Below are 15,253 nucleotides of genomic sequence, written 5' to 3' on the forward strand. Positions count from 1 at the left end.
TCGGTGCTGTGTTGCCCGGAGGTTACGCTCCGGTGCGGGCGTTAGTGAAGAGGGACTCAAGAAACACTTTCCGACTCTCGCGGTGTGGACCGGCCGTCGCGGCCATGGCGGCCGTCGCGGGCGGCCAGGAAGGCGGCCATGCGGGCCTGTGCCTCCGGGGCGTCCGCCAGATCGGCGATGAGCCGCGCCTCCCCGACGAGGTGGCGGCGCAGGTCGTCCGCGGTGTCGCCGCGCAGCAGTCCCTTCGCCGCGCGCAGCGCCTCGCCGGCCCCGGTGGCCAGTCCGGCCGCGGCGCGGTACGCCGCCCGGTCCAGGTCGTCGTCGTCCACGGCCCGGGTGGCCAGGCCGTACCGCTCGGCGTCGTCGCCGGTCAGCACCCGGTTGGTCAGGACCAGCTCGGCCGCCGCCCGGGGGCCCGCCAGGCGCGGCAGGAGCCACGACGCCCCGCAGTCCGGGGTGAGCCCCACCGCCGTGTAGGCCAGTCGGAACCGCGCCGACCGGGCGGCCAGGACGATGTCGCCGGCCAGGGCGAGGCCGATCCCGCCTCCGGCCACCGCGCCGCGCACGGCGGTCACGACCGGCACCGGAACCTCGTAGAGGGCCATGACGGCCGCGTGCGCGGCGGTCGCCACGGCATGCACGTACGCGCCGGTCCGCGCCCCCCGCCCGGCGAAGGAGCGCAGGTCACCGCCCACGCAGAAGACGGGGCCCGACGAGCGGAGCAGCACGGCGCCGCCCGGGTCCGCGGCCACCTCGGCGGCGCGGTCCCGCAGCGCTTCGGCCGTCGGCAGGTCCAGGGCGTTGCCCCGCCCCGGATCGTCCAGCCGCAACTCCACGACTCCCTCGGGGTGGTGGACCACCCGGACCGGCTGCGTGCTCATGGCGGTCGCTCCCATCGTCACCGGATCCCGCTCGGGGCTCCGCAAGATACTGGAGACGTTGTACAGTTTCTAGGTCGCGACGGGCACCGGTGCCCGATGCCTGCCGGCGGGAGGAACCGTGCCTGTCCAGTTCGATGTCGACCCGCTTGCCGCCCGACTCGCGGAGAGCACCGCCGAGTTCGTCCGCGAGGTGGTGATCCCGGCCGAACGCGCGTGCGGCGGGTCCGTGCACGACGCCCCCGAGGCCCTGCGGGAAGCCCTGCAGAAAGACGCCCGCGAGGCGGGAGTGTTCGCTCCGCACCTGCCCGCGCGGTGGGGCGGGCACGGACTCGACCTGCGTGGGCAGGCGGCGGTGTTCGAGGCCGCCGGGTACTCCCTGCTCGGCCCCCTCGCGCTGAACTGCGCGGCCCCGGACGAGGGGAACATGCACCTGCTGGAGAAAGTGGCCACCGAGGAGCAGAAGGAACGCTATCTGCGCCCCCTCGCCGCCGGCGGCACCCGATCCTGCTTCGCGATGACCGAACCCGCCCCGGGAGCCGGCGCCGACCCCCGGGCCCTGCGCACCACGGCGACCCGGGTGCCCGGCGGATGGCGCATCGACGGACGCAAGTGGTTCATCACCGGGGCGAGCGGCGCGGGCTTCACCATCGTCATGGCCCGCACCTCCGGCGGCCCCGGCGACCCGGGCGGCGCCACCATGTTCCTCGTCGACGCGGGCACCCCCGGCATGCGCGTCGTGCGGGACATCGAGACCCTGGACGAGGGATTCTTCGCCGGGCACTGCGAGATCCTCTTCGAGGACTGCGTGGTCGGCGACGACCAGGTGCTCGGCGCCGTGGACCAGGGCTTCGAGGGCGCCCAGGTCCGGCTCGGCCCCGCCCGGCTGACGCACTGCATGCGCTGGCTGGGAGCCGCCCGCCGCGCCCAGGACATCGCGCTGGAACGAGCGGGAAGCCGCACGGCGTTCGGCTCGGTGCTCGGGGACCTCGGCATGGTGCAGCAGATGCTGGCCGACTCCGAGATCGACCTCGAGGCGAGCCGCGCGCTCGTCCTGCGGACCGCCTGGGCACTGGACACCGGCTCGGCGGCCGCCCCGCAGCTCAGCTCCATGTCCAAGACCTTCGTGGCGGAGGCGGTGCACCGGGTCGTCGACCGCGCGGTACAGATCTGCGGCGCGCTCGGCATCTCCGCCGCGGACGCCCCCCTGGCCCGCCTCTACCGGGACGTGCGGCCCTTCCGCATCTACGACGGGCCCTCCGAGACCCACCGCTTCGCCATCGCGCGCCGCGCACTGAAGCCCTACCGGCGGCCCCGCCCAGAGGTGCCCGCCGGTTCCTGATCCCACCCCGAGGACCTTCCATGGAAACCATCACCCGCCTCGGCGTCGTCGGTTGCGGCCTCATGGGCTCCGGCATCGCCGAAGTCGCCGCTCTCCGCGGCGCCGACGTCCTGGTCACCGAATCGTCCCCGGAGGCGGCCCGGGCCGGCCGCCGACGGGTCGAAGCCTCCCTGGACCGCGGACTGCTCCGAGGCAAGATCACCGAAGCCGCGCGGGATGCCGCCCGCGCCCGCCTCACCGTCACCGACGACTTCGATGCCCTGGCCGACCGCCAGTTCGTCGTCGAGGCCGTCGCCGAGCACCGCGACCTCAAGACCGGCGTCTTCGCCGCGCTCGACCGGGTCGTCACCGATGACGAGGCGATTCTCGCCAGCAACACCTCGTCGATCCCCATCGTCGACCTCGCCGTCAGCACCCGGCGGCCCGCGCAGGTCATCGGCATGCACTTCTTCAACCCCGTACCGGTACAGCGACTGGTCGAGATCATCCCCGCGCTGACCACGAGCCCCGACACGGTGGCCCGGACCCGTGCCTTCGCCGCCGGGCGCCTGGGGAAGGAGACCGTCGACGCGACGGACCGCTCCGGGTTCGTCGTCAACGCGCTCCTGGTGCCCTACCTGCTCGCCGCGGTGCGCATGGTCGAGTCCGGATCGGCCCGCGCCGAGGACATCGACCGAGGTATGGAACTCGGCTGCGCCCACCCCATGGGCCCCCTGCGCCTGCTCGACCTCATCGGCCTGGAAACCGCCCAGGCCGTCGCCGAGTCGATGTACGAGGAGTTCAAGGAACCCCTCTACGCCCCGCCCGCGCTCCTGCGCCGCATGGTCGCGGCGGGCCGCCTCGGCCGCAAGAGCGGGCGGGGCTTCTACGACTACACCGCCTGAGGCCCCAGGGAAGCGAGTCGCAGTGCGGTTGCCGCGTTGTGTCGCCTACGGGTGCAGCGTGGCCTCGCCGGTGACGCGGATCCCGGTCTGCTCCCCGGGCCCGACCGGCAGGGGTCCCGCGACGCGCACGTCCACCGGGGCGTCGAGGCCCTCGACGGTCACGGTGACCTTGGCGTCGTGGCCGTAGAAGCAGACGTCGGTCACCGTGGCCCGCACCGCCTCCCCGGCGTCGGCGTCGGTCAGCCGCAGCTGCTCGGGGCGCAGCACCAGCGTGCCGGTGCGTCCCCCGTCGGCCGGTGCGGCCAGCGCGACGGTGCCCAGCGGTGTGGTGGCCGTGGCGCCGCCGTCGCCGACCGTGCCGGGCAGGAGGACGGCGTCGCCGACGAAACCGGCGACCCAGGGGTCGGCCGGGCGCCGGTAGAGCTCCTGCGGGGTGGCGCACTGGGCGATGCGGCCCTGCCGTACGACCGCGACGAGGTCGGCGGTGGACAGCGCCTCCTGCTGGTCGTGGGTGACCAGCAGCGCCGTGGCCCCGGTGGCCCTCAGGGCGGCTCGGACATCCGCCCGGATCCCGGCGCGCAGCGCGCTGTCGAGGGCGTTGAACGGTTCGTCGAGCAGGACGAGCCCGGGGCGCGGGGCGAGCGCCCTGGCCAGTGCGACGCGCTGCTGCTGGCCTCCCGACAGCTCGTGCGGCATGCGGTCGCCGTAGCCGGCGAGTCCGACGAGGTCGAGCATCTCTTCCGTTCGGCGGCGCCGCTCGCCCCGGTCCGTCCCCGCGAGTCCGAAGGCGACGTTGCGGGCCACGCTCAGGTGCGGGAAGAGCGCACCCTCCTGCGGCACGATCCCGACGCGGCGCCGCTCCGGCGGCAGTTGGACACCCGGGCCGACGAGGGTGCGTCCGCCGAGCGCGACCGTGCCCGCGTCGGCGCGCAGGAATCCGGCGACGACACGCAGCAGGGTGGTCTTGCCGCAGCCCGAGGGTCCGAGTACGGCGGCCAGCGCCCCGCCCGGCACGGTGAGGTCCAGTCCGCGCAGGACCGGGGCTTCGCGGCCGTAGGACTTGGCCAGCCCTTGGACGCGCAGGTCGTTCTGGCGGTCGTTCATGTGCGGTGCCTGCCCAGGAGGTAGGAGGGGACGGCGGCGAGGACGATGAGCGCGGCGGCGTAAGGAGCGGCAGCGGCGAAGGACCCGGCTCCGGTCTCGGTCCACAGCCGTGTGGCCAGGGTGTCCATGCCCGTGGGGCGCAACAGCAGCGTCGCGGGCAGTTCCTTCATGCAGACCACGAAGGTCAGTGCGGCGCCGGCCGCCACACCCGGTGCGGCCAGTGGCACGGTCACCTCGCGCAGCACGCGCAGGGGTGATCTGCCCAAGGAGCGGGCCACGTCCTCCAGTACGGGTGGTGCCTGGAGGACGGCGGCGCGGGTGGCGGCCACCGCGACCGGCAGGAACAGCACGACGTAGGCGCCGACCAGCAGGGGGAGCCGCTGGTAGAGGGGATAGGCGTAGCGCACCGCGAAGAAGACCAGGGACAGCGCGACGGTGATGCCGGGCAGGGCGTGGCCCGCGTACGCGGCCTGTTCCAGCAGTTGGGGGCCGCGCCCCCGGTACCGCGCGGCGATCACCCCGACGGGCAGCGCCAGAAACGTGGTCAGGGCGGCGCCGGCCGCGGCGACCCCGAGTGTCGCCCAGGCGGCCTCGGTGAGCGCGGCGAGGTCCCACGTCGCCGAACTGCCGACGACCAGCCAGTAGCCGAGGGTCCCCAGGGGGAAGGCCACGGCGACGGCCACCACCGCCGCGCACCAGGCGAGGGCGGGCAGCCGCCGGCGGCCCAGTGGCGTCCGGACGGCCGGGCGGGCCGTGCCGCCGCCCGTCCTGGCGTGCCCGGCGCGCCCCCGCGTGCGGGCCTCCGCGGCGACCAGCGCCACCGTCATCACCACCAGCACGACACTCAGCGCGGCGGCCGGGGTGCGGTCGAAGGAGGCGCGGTAGGAGGTGTGGATGGCCCGGGTGAACGTGTCGTACCGCATCAGCGAGACCGCGCCGAAGTCGGAGAGCACGTACAACGCGACGAGCAGCGCACCGCCCGCGGCGGCCGGGCGCAGCTGCGGCAGCGTGACGCGCACGAAGGTCCGCACAGGGCCGTGGCCCAGGGAGCGGGCGGCTTCCTCCTGCGCCGGGTCGATGCCGCGCAGCGCGGCGGCGACCGGCAGATGGACGTAGGGGAAGCTGACCAGGGTGAGGGCGAGCGCGGCCCCCGTGAATCCGCCGGTCTCCGGCACGGCGGCCAGCCAGGCGAAGGCGGCGACGTAACTGGGCACGGCCAGCGGCAGGGTGGCCAGCACCGACCACGCGCGGGCTCCGGGCAGGTCGGTCCGTACGGTCAGCCAGGCCAGGGAGACGCCGAGGACCAGGCACGCCGCCACGACCACTGCCGTCAGGCCGAGGCTGCGGGCGAGGAGGTGCAGGGTGCGTTCGTCGGCGACGACGTCCCAGGCGTAGCCCGGCCCGCGTTCGAGGGCACGGACGGCGAGGTAGCCGAGGGGCAGCAGGGCGAACAGGGCTGCGACGCAGGCCGGGACGAGCAGGACCAGAGGGGGTCGGCGACCGGTGCCGGCGGGCGCCCCGAGCGCGGGGCGGAAGCGCCGGCGCCCGACGGGAGCGGGCGCTCCGGCCGGGCGGGCCGCGGATTCCGTGGGGGTCACATCGGGCTCACGGTGTCCGTCGGTCTCACGTCCTCAGACCAGTCCGACGTCCTGGAGCATGGCCAGCGTCTCCTGGAGGGATTCCAGCTTGCCGAGGTCGATGTCGGGGGACTGGAGGGAGTCGAACGGCGGCAGGCCCTCGACGCTGCTGGTGACGCCCGCGGCCAGCGGGTACTCCTTCGTCCTGTCGGCGAAGTAGGTCTGCGCCTCCTCGGACAGCAGGTAGTCGACGGCCTTCTGGGCGGTCTCGGCCTGCTCGCTGTCCTTGAGGATGCCGACACCGGCCACGTTGATCAGTGCGCCGGGGTCCTTGCCGGGCAGGAACTTGAGCTTGGCGTCGACCTCGTCCTCGCCCTTCTCGGCGACCCGCTCGTACCAGTAGTAGTGGTTGACCAGGCCGAGTTCGACCTCGCCGGACTCGACGGCGTCGAGGGTGGCGAGGTTGTTGGCGTAGGTCCTGCCGTTGTCCTTCAGGCCCTTGAGCCACGCGCGGGTGGCGTCGTCGCCCTCCAGCACGCGCATGCCGGTGACGAACGCCTGGAAGGAGGCGTTGGTCGGGGCGAAGCCGACCTTGCCCTTCCACTCCGGCCGGACCACGTCGTGGACGCTGTCCGGGACCTCGTCCTCGGCGACCTCGTCCGGGTTGTAGGCGATGACCCGGACGCGCCCGGACAGGCCCACCCAGTCGCCCGCGCCACCGCGGTACGCCTCGTCCACCGCGTCGAGGCTGGAGGAGGGCAGCTTGGCCAGCATGCCCTCCTTGGACAGGGCACCGAGGGCGCCGGCGTCCTGCGAGAAGAACAGCCCCGCCTTGGTGCGCTCCCCCTCCTCCAGGAGCTGCGCGGCGAGTTCGGCGCTGTCGCCGTAGCGCACCTCGACCTTCGTGCCGACGGCCTTCTCCAGCTTGTCGAGGATCGGCTTGACCAGCTTCTCGTTACGGCCGGAGTAGATGACGAGGGCGGAGTCGCCGGCCTCCGTGGAACCGCCCTTGTCGCTCTCGGAGCCGCAGGCGGCGAGGACGGGGAGGAGCAGGCCGGCCGCGAGGAGCGCGGTGGTCCGGCGAGCCGAGGGGCGTCGCATGTGGTGTGCCTTCCTGCGTGGCTCGCCGGTACGCCGCGGGTCGCGTCGTCGGGCGGCGAGCGGCGAAGCGATGCTTTCCAGCCAACTGTGAACATGCTATGAATAAGGTAAAGCTTGCCTAACCGTCAAGGTGCCTGTGCTCAGTGCGGACGCTGCCGCAGAAAGGTCATGCGCCCGTGATAGACCCTTCCCGGCCCCTCCCTGCCCAGTTCACCGCGCGGATGGCGCCCATCGCACCGGTCACCTTCCCGCAACCGCCCGTACGGCGGCGAGGAGTTCCGTTCGCGCGTCACCTCGCGTCGCACGGCGACCGCACCGCAATGATCACGCCATCGGGCGAGGTCACCTACCGGGCGCTCGCCGAACGGGTCGCCGCCACCGCCGAACGCCTGGGTCCCGCACGCCGCCTGGTCCTGCTGGCCGGGGCCAACCGGGTCGAGGCCCTCGTCGTCCACCTCGCCGCGCTCTCCGCCGGCCACCCCGTCCTGCTCGTCCCCGGCGACAGCGACGGCACCGTCGACGCCCTGACCGCCGCGTACGACCCGGACGTCGTCGCACGACCGGACGGCCACGGCACCTGCACCCTCGACGAACGCCGGCGCGGGAGTGCCCACACCCTGCACCCGGATCTCGCGCTGCTGCTCAGCACCTCCGGCTCGACCGGCTCACCCAAGCTCGTCCGGCTCTCCCACGACAACCTCCAGGCCAACGCCGAGTCCATCGCCACCTACCTGGACATCTCCGACACCGACCGCGCGGCCACCACCCTCCCCATGCACTACTGCTACGGCCTGTCGGTCATCCACAGCCACCTGCTGCGCGGCGCCGGGCTGCTGCTCACCGAACGGTCGGTGTCCGACGCCGTCTTCTGGGACGAGTTCCGCGCCGCCCGCGGCACCTCACTCGCCGGTGTGCCGTACACCTTCGACCTGCTCGACCGGGTCGGCTTCACCCGGATGCGGCTGCCGCACCTGCGGTACGTGACGCAGGCGGGAGGCCGCCTGCCCCCCGAACGGGTCGCCGAGTACGCCGAGTCGGGCCGCCGCGCGGGCTGGGAGCTGTTCGTGATGTACGGGCAGACCGAGGCGACGGCCCGCATGGCGTACCTCCCCCCGGCGCTGGCGGCCGAGCGCCCGCAGGCGGTCGGCGTGCCGATCCCCGGCGGCTCCTTCCGGATCCGGCCGGTGGACGGCATCGAGGAGTCGGGGGTCGGCGAACTGGTCTACTCGGGCCCCAACGTCATGCTCGGCTATGCCGAGAGCCCGGCGGACCTGGCCCTCGGACGCACGGTGGAGGAGCTGCACACCGGGGACATCGCCCGGCGGGCGCCCGACGGGCTGTACGAGATCGTGGGCCGCCGCAGCCGGTTCACCAAGATCCTGGGGCTGCGCATAGACCCGCAGCGCGTCGAGGCGATCCTGCAGGAGCACGGCGTCCCCGCGCTGTGCGCCGGGGGCGACGACGCGCTCGCCGTGCTCGCGGTCCGCACCGAGGGCGTCGACGCGGCGGGGATCCGGCGTCTGGTGGCGGACGGCTGCGGTCTGCCGCCCCACGCGATACGCGTGCGGACGGTGTCCGAACTCCCGCGGCTGGCCTCGGGCAAGCCCGACTACGCGGCCGTACGACGGCAGGCGCGCGAGTCGGAGGTGCCGCTGCCGGACTCCGGCACCGACGACCTGCGCGCCCTCTACGCCCTGATCCTCGACCGGACCGACGTCACCGAGGACAGCAGCTTCGTGAGCCTGGGCGGCGACTCGCTCTCCTACGTCGAGATGTCGCTGCGGCTGGAGGAGGCACTGGGCGCGCTGCCCCCCGACTGGCACACCACACCGATCCGGGAGCTCCGCGACCTCGCCGCGGCGCGGCACACGGCCGGGGACACCGGGCCGCGGCGCAGGCTCCGGCACCACCTGGAGACCGGCATCGCCCTGCGGGCCGTCGGCATCGTCCTCATCGTCAGCTCGCACATTCCCGTCCTCACCGTCCAGGGCGGTGCCCATGTCCTGCTCGGGGTCGCCGGATTCAACTTCGCCCGCTTCCACCTCTCCGCGCACGAGCGCCGGGAGCGCCTGCGCAGGCTGTGGCGCGGCATCGCGCGCATCGCGATACCGAGCATGGTGTGGCTGGCCTGCATGCTGCTGCTCACCCGCGACTACGATCCGGCCAACCTCGTGCTGGCCAACAGCCTCTTCGCGCAGGACGGTTCCGACCCTGAGTGGCGTTACTGGTTCGTCGAGGCGCTGGTCTACTTCCTGTCCGCACTGGCCGTCCTGCTGGCGATCCCGCTGCTCGACCGCGTGGAACGACGCAGCCCCTTCGGCTTCGCCCTGGCACTGGTGGGGCTGGGGCTCGTCGGGCGGTACGACCCCTGGAGCCTCGCCCACGTCCGCTACCACCTCAGCCCCACCGTCGTGTTCTTCCTGTTCGCCCTGGGCTGGGCGGCCGCACGGGCCCGCACAGCGGGGCAGCGGCTGCTGCTGACCGGCGTCCTGCTGGCCGCCGTACCGGGGCTGTTCCCCGAGGGGCAGATCCAGCGCACCGCGATCGTCGTGGGCGGACTGGCCCTGCTGCTGTGGGTCCCGTCCCTGCCCGGCCTCGGCCCCCTCAACCGGCTCGCGGGCGTCCTGGCGGGCAGCTCGCTGTACATCTACCTGACGCACTTCCACGTCTACCCGCACCTGCGGGACCACTCCCCGGAACTGGCCCTGCTGGCCTCCCTCGTCTTCGGGGTGGCGTACGGCGCGGTGGCCACGCGCCTGACGAGCAGACTCCTGTCGTGCGCAGGTGAACCGACCGGCACGTGGCGGCCCACGCGCTCGCACGGACCCGCGTGACCTTTCGTCAGGGACTCACGGCCGTGCCTGAACGGCTCAGGACGTGATTGGGAGGTCCTTGCGCGCCTGTTCGAGGTCGTCCTCCCAGATCCACAGCCGGTGGTGGGGCGGCACACGGTGGTAGCCGTACAGGCCCACTTCGGTCAGGTTCCGCAGGTCCACGCAGACCCGCTGGTAGGCCTGTCCGATCGCCTTGGCCGGATCGGGCACCTCCCGGGCACCGAGCTTGATGCAGGCCCGGTACTCGTATCCCAGCAGCAGGTCCTCTCCGAACTGCGCCCAGGCGCCGAGCTGCTGCGTCCATGCCGCCTCGGCCTCGTCCAGCAGCAGGTTGAGGTCGGAGGCGGGCGGGATGGAGGGGTAGATGAGGAACGTGGCCGCCCAGCCGAGAGCCACCATGTCCAGGTTGAACGTGCGCCGGCGCGGGTCGTCGCGCGGCGGCAGCGGATCGGACGCGCTGCCGCTGAACCAGGGCGCGGTGTAGGCCAGCAGACGTCCGTTGCTCTCGACGAGCTCCCCGGTGGCGATCACGGCCAGTTTGCGCTGTGAGCCGTCGGGGCGGGTCAGACGCGTGGCCACCATGTCCTTGTGGGCCTCGGCCGCCGCCTTTCCCGCGGCCTGATGCCGCTGCGCGGCGTCGGGAGTGATCCGGGAGACGAGATAGTCGCGCAGGTCCTGCGGGAGCGCGTCGTACGTGCCGTCCCGCAGTCGCGCCTTGGTGCGCTCCAGAGCGGCCTGGGCGGTGGCGGGCGAACCGCCGAACTGGCTTTCCGGGGTATCGACGGACACCATCCGGATCGCCATTTCTATGGTGGGGGTGTCGCCGTCGGTAACACTCACGAAGGCGTAATCGTTGGCGGGCCGGCTGGGACCCACGAAGCCGAGATCTGTCATGATCTTTTCCGGTTCAATTGACTGCGGATGTCAATTCGTACGAGGCACCGGCGCCTGTGAGTGAGCCTGCTGTCTCCAGTATCTTCCGCCGAGAGAGTGAGCGCCAATGCTGCGGAACCGGGCGGGCGCTGCGCGGCGCGGACCGGGCCCGCTCAGCCACCGGCCGGGTAGCGCGCCGCGAGAGCGGCGATCACGCGGGAGATCGCCTCGACCGCCTCGGGCGGATCCAGCACCTCGACATCGGTCCCGAACTGGAGCAACTGGCAGACGGCGACCGGCACCGGGTACTCCAGCTCGACCGTGACCCATGCGGTTTCGGCCCGCATGACACCGGGGGTGTCCGTCGGCGCCAAGGGCTCCCTGCCCGGCTCGGGCGCCCCGACGACTCCGCGGAAGTTCGCCCGGGTGAGCCTCCGCAGCATGTCCAGGCGCCGACGCCTGACCCGGGCCCGTACCACGATCCCCGGTTCGCGGTTCTCCACTCGCTGCCGCAGTTCCTCCCACACCCGCACCAGCTGCACACCCTCCCGGCGGCGCACGGGCTCGGGGGTCACGGTGACGTCCCCGAGCCGGTCGGTACGGAACAGCTCTGCCTGCCCGGCGTGGTCGGCGACGAGGTACCAGGTGCCCGCCTTGGACACCAGCCCGTACGGATCGACGGTGTAGGTGTGCACCGACGCGCTGCCGCTGTGCCGGTAGGAGATGCGCAGCCGGCGGTCGGCGAGGACGGCGTCGTACAGCTCGTCCATCCCGGACGCGTCCTGCCGCGGCCCCGACAGCCATCCGTCCGGGTCGATCAGCAGCCGACGACTGGTCAGTTCGGCCGCCGGCCGGTGCGGCGCGGGCAGCGCGGCCATCATCTTGCGCAGCGCGGAGGCCATCGCCCGGTCCAGCCCCAGCGCCGAGTGCGCGCTCTGACCGACGAGGACGAACAAGGCCCGGGCCTCGTCGCGGGTCAGCCCGGTCATGTCGGTGCGGAAGCCGGGCAGCAGCCGGATGCCCCCGTACCGGCCGCGCTCGGCGTACACCGGGACACCGGCCGCCGACAGCGCCTCGACGTCGCGGTACACCGTGCGCACCGAGACCTCCAGGCGCTCGGCGAGTTCGCCGGCCGGAACCAGGTCCCGGTGCTGGAGCAACAACAGGATGGACAGCAGCCGTTCGGACTTCACCCTGCGAGTGTCGGGCATACCTGACGGCCGCTGTCAGGTTTCGGACCGAGGATGCCGCGTGCCGGTACGAACCGAACGGAGAAAACTGTGCAGCACGACGACATCAAGGCACTCGCCTCCCGGGTCGCGGGCCCTGTCCTCCTCCCGGGCGACCAGGGCTTCGACGAGGAGCGCACCGGAGCGAACCTCGCCCTGCGGCACCGGCCCGACCTGATCGTCGGTGCCACGCGGGCCGAGGACGTCCAGGAGGCGGTCCGGTTCGCCGCGGGACGCGGACTGCCCGTCGCCGTACAGGCCACGGGGCACGGATATGCCGTCGCCGCCGACGGAGGGCTGCTGGTCACGACGGGCCGGATGACCGGTGTGGAGGTCGACGCGGACCGTCGCACGGTAACCGTCGAGGCCGGCGCACGCTTCGAGCAGGTGATCCCGGCGACGGCCCCGCACGGTCTGGCACCGCTCAACGGATCGGCCCCGCACGTCGGCGTCGTCTCCTACGTCCTCGGCGGTGGTGTGGGCCTGCTGGTGCGCACCTACGGTTACGCCGCGGACCGAGTGCGTTCCCTGGAGGTGGTGACCGCGGACGGCACGCTGCGTGAGGTCACCGCGGACAGTGACCCCGATTTGTACTGGGCGCTGGTGGGTGGCCGGGACAACTTCGGGATCGTGACCCGGCTGGAAATGGACCTCGTTCCGGTGTCCCGGGTGTACGGCGGCGGCTTCTTCTTCGACGCCGAGGCGGCGCCCGACGTCCTCAGTGCTTATGTGCGGTGGACCTCCGGCCTGCCCCGGGAGATGAACTCCTCGGTGGCGCTCGTGCCGATGCCGGACGATCCGGGGGTGCCCGAGCCGCTGCGGGGCCGGCACGTCCACCACGTGCGGATCGCCCACACCGGCAGCGCGGAGGAGGGCGCGCGGCTGGTGGCCCCGCTGCGGGACGCGGGCCCGGTCCTGATCGAGGACCTGCGGGACATGCCGTACACGGAGAGCGGCTGCATCCACGACGAACCACCGGTCCCGGTTCCTTTCCAGCGCGAGACCTGGATGCTGCGCGAAGCGGGCGACGACGTCCTGCGCGTGCTCCTGGAACACGCGGGCCCCCAGGCGCCGTTGCCGGTCGTCGTGGAGCTGCGGCACCTCGGCGGGGCCCTGGCGACACCGCCTGAGCGGCCCAACTCCGTGGCCCACCGGGACGCCGGATACCTGTTGTCCGTCGTCACCCTGCTGTCCGGGATCACCGAAGAGGACACCCGGCCGATGTACGAGCAGCTCCGCGAGGCCCTGCGGCCGGTCTCGTGCGGCGCCGGGCTGAACTTCCTGGGACACGGCGCGAACGCCGGTGAGGAGACGATCCGTAGGGCGTACGCACCGGCGGACCTCGATCGGCTGGCCGGCCTCAAGGCCGTCCACGACCCGGGCAACCTCTTCCGGCTGAACTACAACATCCCGCCGGCGGGCGACGGCCCTACCGGGACGGCCTGAACCGGAGGCGGACGACGGCCAGTTCACCGGCCTCTCGCCGCGGCGGGGCGTTCAGCCGGCACTCCCACTGATCCGGTGACGTGAGGCCGTCGATCACCTGGGCGTGGCCGTGCACCCGGACGACGACTTCTTCGAACCCGGCGGCAACTCCCTGTCCGCCGTCCGTTTCGGCGCTGCCCTGCGCGCCCGTGGACTGCCGTCCTGCGTGCGCGCGATGTTCTGGGCGGATATGCCCAGAGGCTCGCCGATTTCGCTCATGCCCCCGGTTCCCCCTCTTGAGTGCCAGCCCGAGCAGCAGGCCGGCGCCGGGCACCGTCATGCCGCGGTCCGCAGGAGTGTTCGCCTGCATCCACTGCCTCGACGGCCACCCTGGCCTGCTCGGAGGTGTCGGCGACGACCGGCGCCACCGGCCCACGACGCCGAACGGTTTCGCCCGCTATGGTGAAGCGAAAGCGGACAGCAGTCCGGCACGAGGAAGTACCGGACGGCTGTCCGGTTGAAAAGAGGGCTTCGGGTAAGCCCGGGAGGAGGGCGTGTGCAGTCCAAGGCCGGCGGACCTCAGCGGTCGGACGCGCAACGCAACCGGGAGCGCATCCTGGAGGTGGCGCTGGTCGAACTGTCGCGTTCCCCGGACGTCCCGATGAGCGTGATCGCCAAGAAGGCGGGTGTGGGGCAGGGCACCCTCTACCGCAACTTCCCCAACCGTGAGGCGCTCGTCCTGGAGGCGTACCGCCACGAAGTGCAGCAACTCACCGACGGCGCGGCCGAGTTGCTGAAGACGAAGGAGCCCGACGAGGCCCTGCGCGTGTGGATGGACCGCCTCGCCCGCTTCATCATGGCCAAGACCGGACTGGCCGACGCCCTGCGTCAGGTCGTCGGTGGGACGGGAGGGCCGGAGTCGTCCGGATACGCCCTGGTGTACGGATCGATCGAGTCCCTGCTGGACGCCAATCACGAGGCCGGCACCATCCGTCCGGGGGTGACCGCCGACGACTTCCTCCGGGCCATCGCCGGCATCTGGCAGATCGACATCAGCGGTGACTGGCACGCCCAGACCACCCGGCTGCTGGACATCGTCATGGACGGCCTGCGCGCGGGGGCGCCGGGGCCGCGGTGAGAGCGGCCGGACCGGCGGTGGCGGGAGGTGCGGGTCCGGCGTCCGAGTCGCGCCAGGATCTCTGGCCTTGCTAAGCGGATAGCTGTCCGCTACCTTCGCGGGAGCGGACAGCTGTCCGCTTCGGTTTCTCTGCCGCGGGCGGCAGGCATGCGGCCGCCCTGCGCCGCAGACGTACGCTCCTCCCCGCCCCACGCCCTCACGGAAGATCCCTCGCCATGAAACTGCTCGTTCTCGGGGCGACCGGCCCCACCGGTCGCCATGTCGTGGACCTGGCCCTGCGTTCCGGCGACTCGGTCACCACCCTCGTACGCAACCCCGCGGCCCTCGGTGACGTGGCCGACAAGGTCACGGTGGCCACGGGGGACGCCACATCGCACCACGACGTCCTCACCGGCGCGGCCGGGCACGACGCGATCGTCTCCGCCCTGGGCAGGGGCAATTCGGTGCGCGCCGACGGACTCTTCACGCGGTCCTCGGCGGCCGTGATCGGCGCGGCCAAGGAGGCGGGTGTCTCCCGGCTGGTGTGGCTGTCGTCGTTCGGCGTCGGCCGCACCTTCGACGAGGCGAGCGTCGCCCAGAAGGCGATCTACCGCACGCTGCTGCGGTCGATCTACGCCGACAAGGAGATCGCGGACGACCGCGTCCGCTCCAGCGGTCTGGACTGGACCGTCGTCTACCCGACCCGGCTCACTCACGGCCCCGCCAAGGGCGCGTACAGCGCGGGGGACCGGCTGCCGATGAAGGGCAACCCGACGATCAGCCGTGCGGACGTGGCCGCCTTCATGTGCCAGGCGGTGCGCGGCAGCGAGTGGATCCACCGCAGCCCCGTGATCACCGACTGACGCTTCGCCGTCACGGACCCACCGGT

13 protein-coding genes are annotated in these 15,253 nt (G+C 72.7%); 7 read left to right on the forward strand and 6 right to left on the reverse strand.

Translation table 11 applies throughout. The features are described from left to right. Positions 1-56: 56 nt before the first annotated feature. A complete protein-coding gene (locus ACSUPV_RS36055; RefSeq protein WP_037761767.1) occupies positions 57-881 on the reverse strand; it encodes an enoyl-CoA hydratase/isomerase family protein in 825 nt (274 codons plus the stop codon). Between the two features lie 118 nt (positions 882-999). Here ACSUPV_RS36055 and ACSUPV_RS36060 point away from each other — a divergent pair, with 118 nt between their 5' ends. Both ACSUPV_RS36060 and ACSUPV_RS36065 read left to right on the forward strand, forming a co-directional pair. Continuing rightward, positions 1,000-2,220: an acyl-CoA dehydrogenase family protein gene (locus ACSUPV_RS36060; RefSeq protein ID WP_359791522.1), complete on the forward strand. Its 1,221-nt coding sequence runs from the start codon at positions 1,000-1,002 to the stop codon at positions 2,218-2,220. 20 nt (positions 2,221-2,240) lie between these two features. After that, the gene (locus tag ACSUPV_RS36065) at positions 2,241-3,104 is read left to right on the forward strand and encodes a 3-hydroxybutyryl-CoA dehydrogenase (RefSeq protein ID WP_031117213.1); all 864 of its coding nucleotides are present in this window, start codon (positions 2,241-2,243) and stop codon (positions 3,102-3,104) included. Between the two features lie 45 nt (positions 3,105-3,149). Here ACSUPV_RS36065 and ACSUPV_RS36070 read toward each other — a convergent pair whose 3' ends face one another. Genes ACSUPV_RS36070 through ACSUPV_RS36080 form a run of 3 tightly spaced genes read right to left on the reverse strand, consistent with a single transcriptional unit; the run spans position 3,150 to position 6,886 of the window. Then, the gene (locus tag ACSUPV_RS36070) at positions 3,150-4,208 is read right to left on the reverse strand and encodes an ABC transporter ATP-binding protein (RefSeq protein WP_031117212.1); all 1,059 of its coding nucleotides are present in this window, start codon (positions 4,206-4,208) and stop codon (positions 3,150-3,152) included. Beyond that, complete coding sequence (locus ACSUPV_RS36075; RefSeq protein ID WP_359791519.1) at positions 4,205-5,806, reverse strand: ABC transporter permease; 1,602 nt, start codon at positions 5,804-5,806, stop codon at positions 4,205-4,207. The genes ACSUPV_RS36070 and ACSUPV_RS36075 overlap by 4 nt, the downstream gene beginning before the upstream one ends. A gap of 33 nt (positions 5,807-5,839) precedes the next feature. Beyond that, a complete protein-coding gene (locus ACSUPV_RS36080; RefSeq protein WP_436949357.1) occupies positions 5,840-6,886 on the reverse strand; it encodes an iron ABC transporter substrate-binding protein in 1,047 nt (348 codons plus the stop codon). Between the two features lie 221 nt (positions 6,887-7,107). Between ACSUPV_RS36080 and ACSUPV_RS36085 the strand changes: the two genes are divergently transcribed. Further along, on the forward strand, positions 7,108-9,720 hold the full coding sequence (locus ACSUPV_RS36085; protein WP_436949358.1) for an AMP-binding protein: 2,613 nt from the start codon (positions 7,108-7,110) through the stop codon (positions 9,718-9,720). Between the two features lie 36 nt (positions 9,721-9,756). Here ACSUPV_RS36085 and ACSUPV_RS36090 read toward each other — a convergent pair whose 3' ends face one another. Both ACSUPV_RS36090 and ACSUPV_RS36095 read right to left on the reverse strand, forming a co-directional pair. Then, positions 9,757-10,614 (reverse strand): hypothetical protein, encoded by an 858-nt coding sequence (locus ACSUPV_RS36090; protein ID WP_382612101.1) that lies wholly within the window; start codon positions 10,612-10,614, stop codon positions 9,757-9,759. A 152-nt stretch (positions 10,615-10,766) separates the two neighbouring features. Continuing rightward, positions 10,767-11,786, reverse strand: a complete 1,020-nt coding sequence (locus ACSUPV_RS36095; protein WP_436949359.1) for a helix-turn-helix transcriptional regulator — start codon at positions 11,784-11,786, stop codon at positions 10,767-10,769. A gap of 87 nt (positions 11,787-11,873) precedes the next feature. Between ACSUPV_RS36095 and ACSUPV_RS36100 the strand changes: the two genes are divergently transcribed. The 4 genes from ACSUPV_RS36100 to ACSUPV_RS36115 all read left to right on the forward strand — a co-directional run bounded on the left by ACSUPV_RS36100 (position 11,874) and on the right by ACSUPV_RS36115 (position 15,227). Continuing rightward, positions 11,874-13,268 carry an FAD-binding oxidoreductase gene (locus ACSUPV_RS36100; protein WP_436949360.1) on the forward strand — a complete coding sequence of 465 codons (1,395 nt, stop codon included), beginning with the start codon at positions 11,874-11,876 and terminating at the stop codon, positions 13,266-13,268. Between the two features lie 109 nt (positions 13,269-13,377). Further along, entirely contained in the window at positions 13,378-13,713 is a 336-nt protein-coding gene (locus tag ACSUPV_RS36105; RefSeq protein ID WP_436949971.1) for an acyl carrier protein, read from the forward strand. Between the two features lie 90 nt (positions 13,714-13,803). Further along, positions 13,804-14,385, forward strand: coding sequence for a TetR/AcrR family transcriptional regulator (locus ACSUPV_RS36110; RefSeq protein ID WP_436949361.1), 582 nt, complete (start codon positions 13,804-13,806; stop codon positions 14,383-14,385). A gap of 215 nt (positions 14,386-14,600) precedes the next feature. Next, entirely contained in the window at positions 14,601-15,227 is a 627-nt protein-coding gene (locus ACSUPV_RS36115) for an NAD(P)-dependent oxidoreductase (RefSeq protein ID WP_436949362.1), read from the forward strand. The last annotated feature ends 26 nt before the right edge of the window (positions 15,228-15,253 follow it).

This window comes from Streptomyces sp. SudanB52_2052, from assembly GCF_964272415.1.
In the GTDB taxonomy this organism is placed as follows: Bacteria; Actinomycetota; Actinomycetes; order Streptomycetales; family Streptomycetaceae; genus Streptomyces; species Streptomyces olindensis.

Coding starts and splice junctions, on each gene's coding strand:
- ACSUPV_RS36070 (WP_031117212.1), bottom strand. CDS start 4,208: ATGAACGACCGCCAGAACGACCTGCGCGTCCAAGGGCTGGCCAAGTCC.
- ACSUPV_RS36065 (WP_031117213.1), top strand. CDS start 2,241: ATGGAAACCATCACCCGCCTCGGCGTCGTCGGTTGCGGCCTCATGGGC.
- ACSUPV_RS36080 (WP_436949357.1), bottom strand. CDS start 6,886: ATGCGACGCCCCTCGGCTCGCCGGACCACCGCGCTCCTCGCGGCCGGC.
- ACSUPV_RS36090 (WP_382612101.1), bottom strand. CDS start 10,614: ATGACAGATCTCGGCTTCGTGGGTCCCAGCCGGCCCGCCAACGATTAC.
- ACSUPV_RS36055 (WP_037761767.1), bottom strand. CDS start 881: ATGAGCACGCAGCCGGTCCGGGTGGTCCACCACCCCGAGGGAGTCGTG.
- ACSUPV_RS36115 (WP_436949362.1), top strand. CDS start 14,601: ATGAAACTGCTCGTTCTCGGGGCGACCGGCCCCACCGGTCGCCATGTC.
- ACSUPV_RS36085 (WP_436949358.1), top strand. CDS start 7,108: ATGGCGCCCATCGCACCGGTCACCTTCCCGCAACCGCCCGTACGGCGG.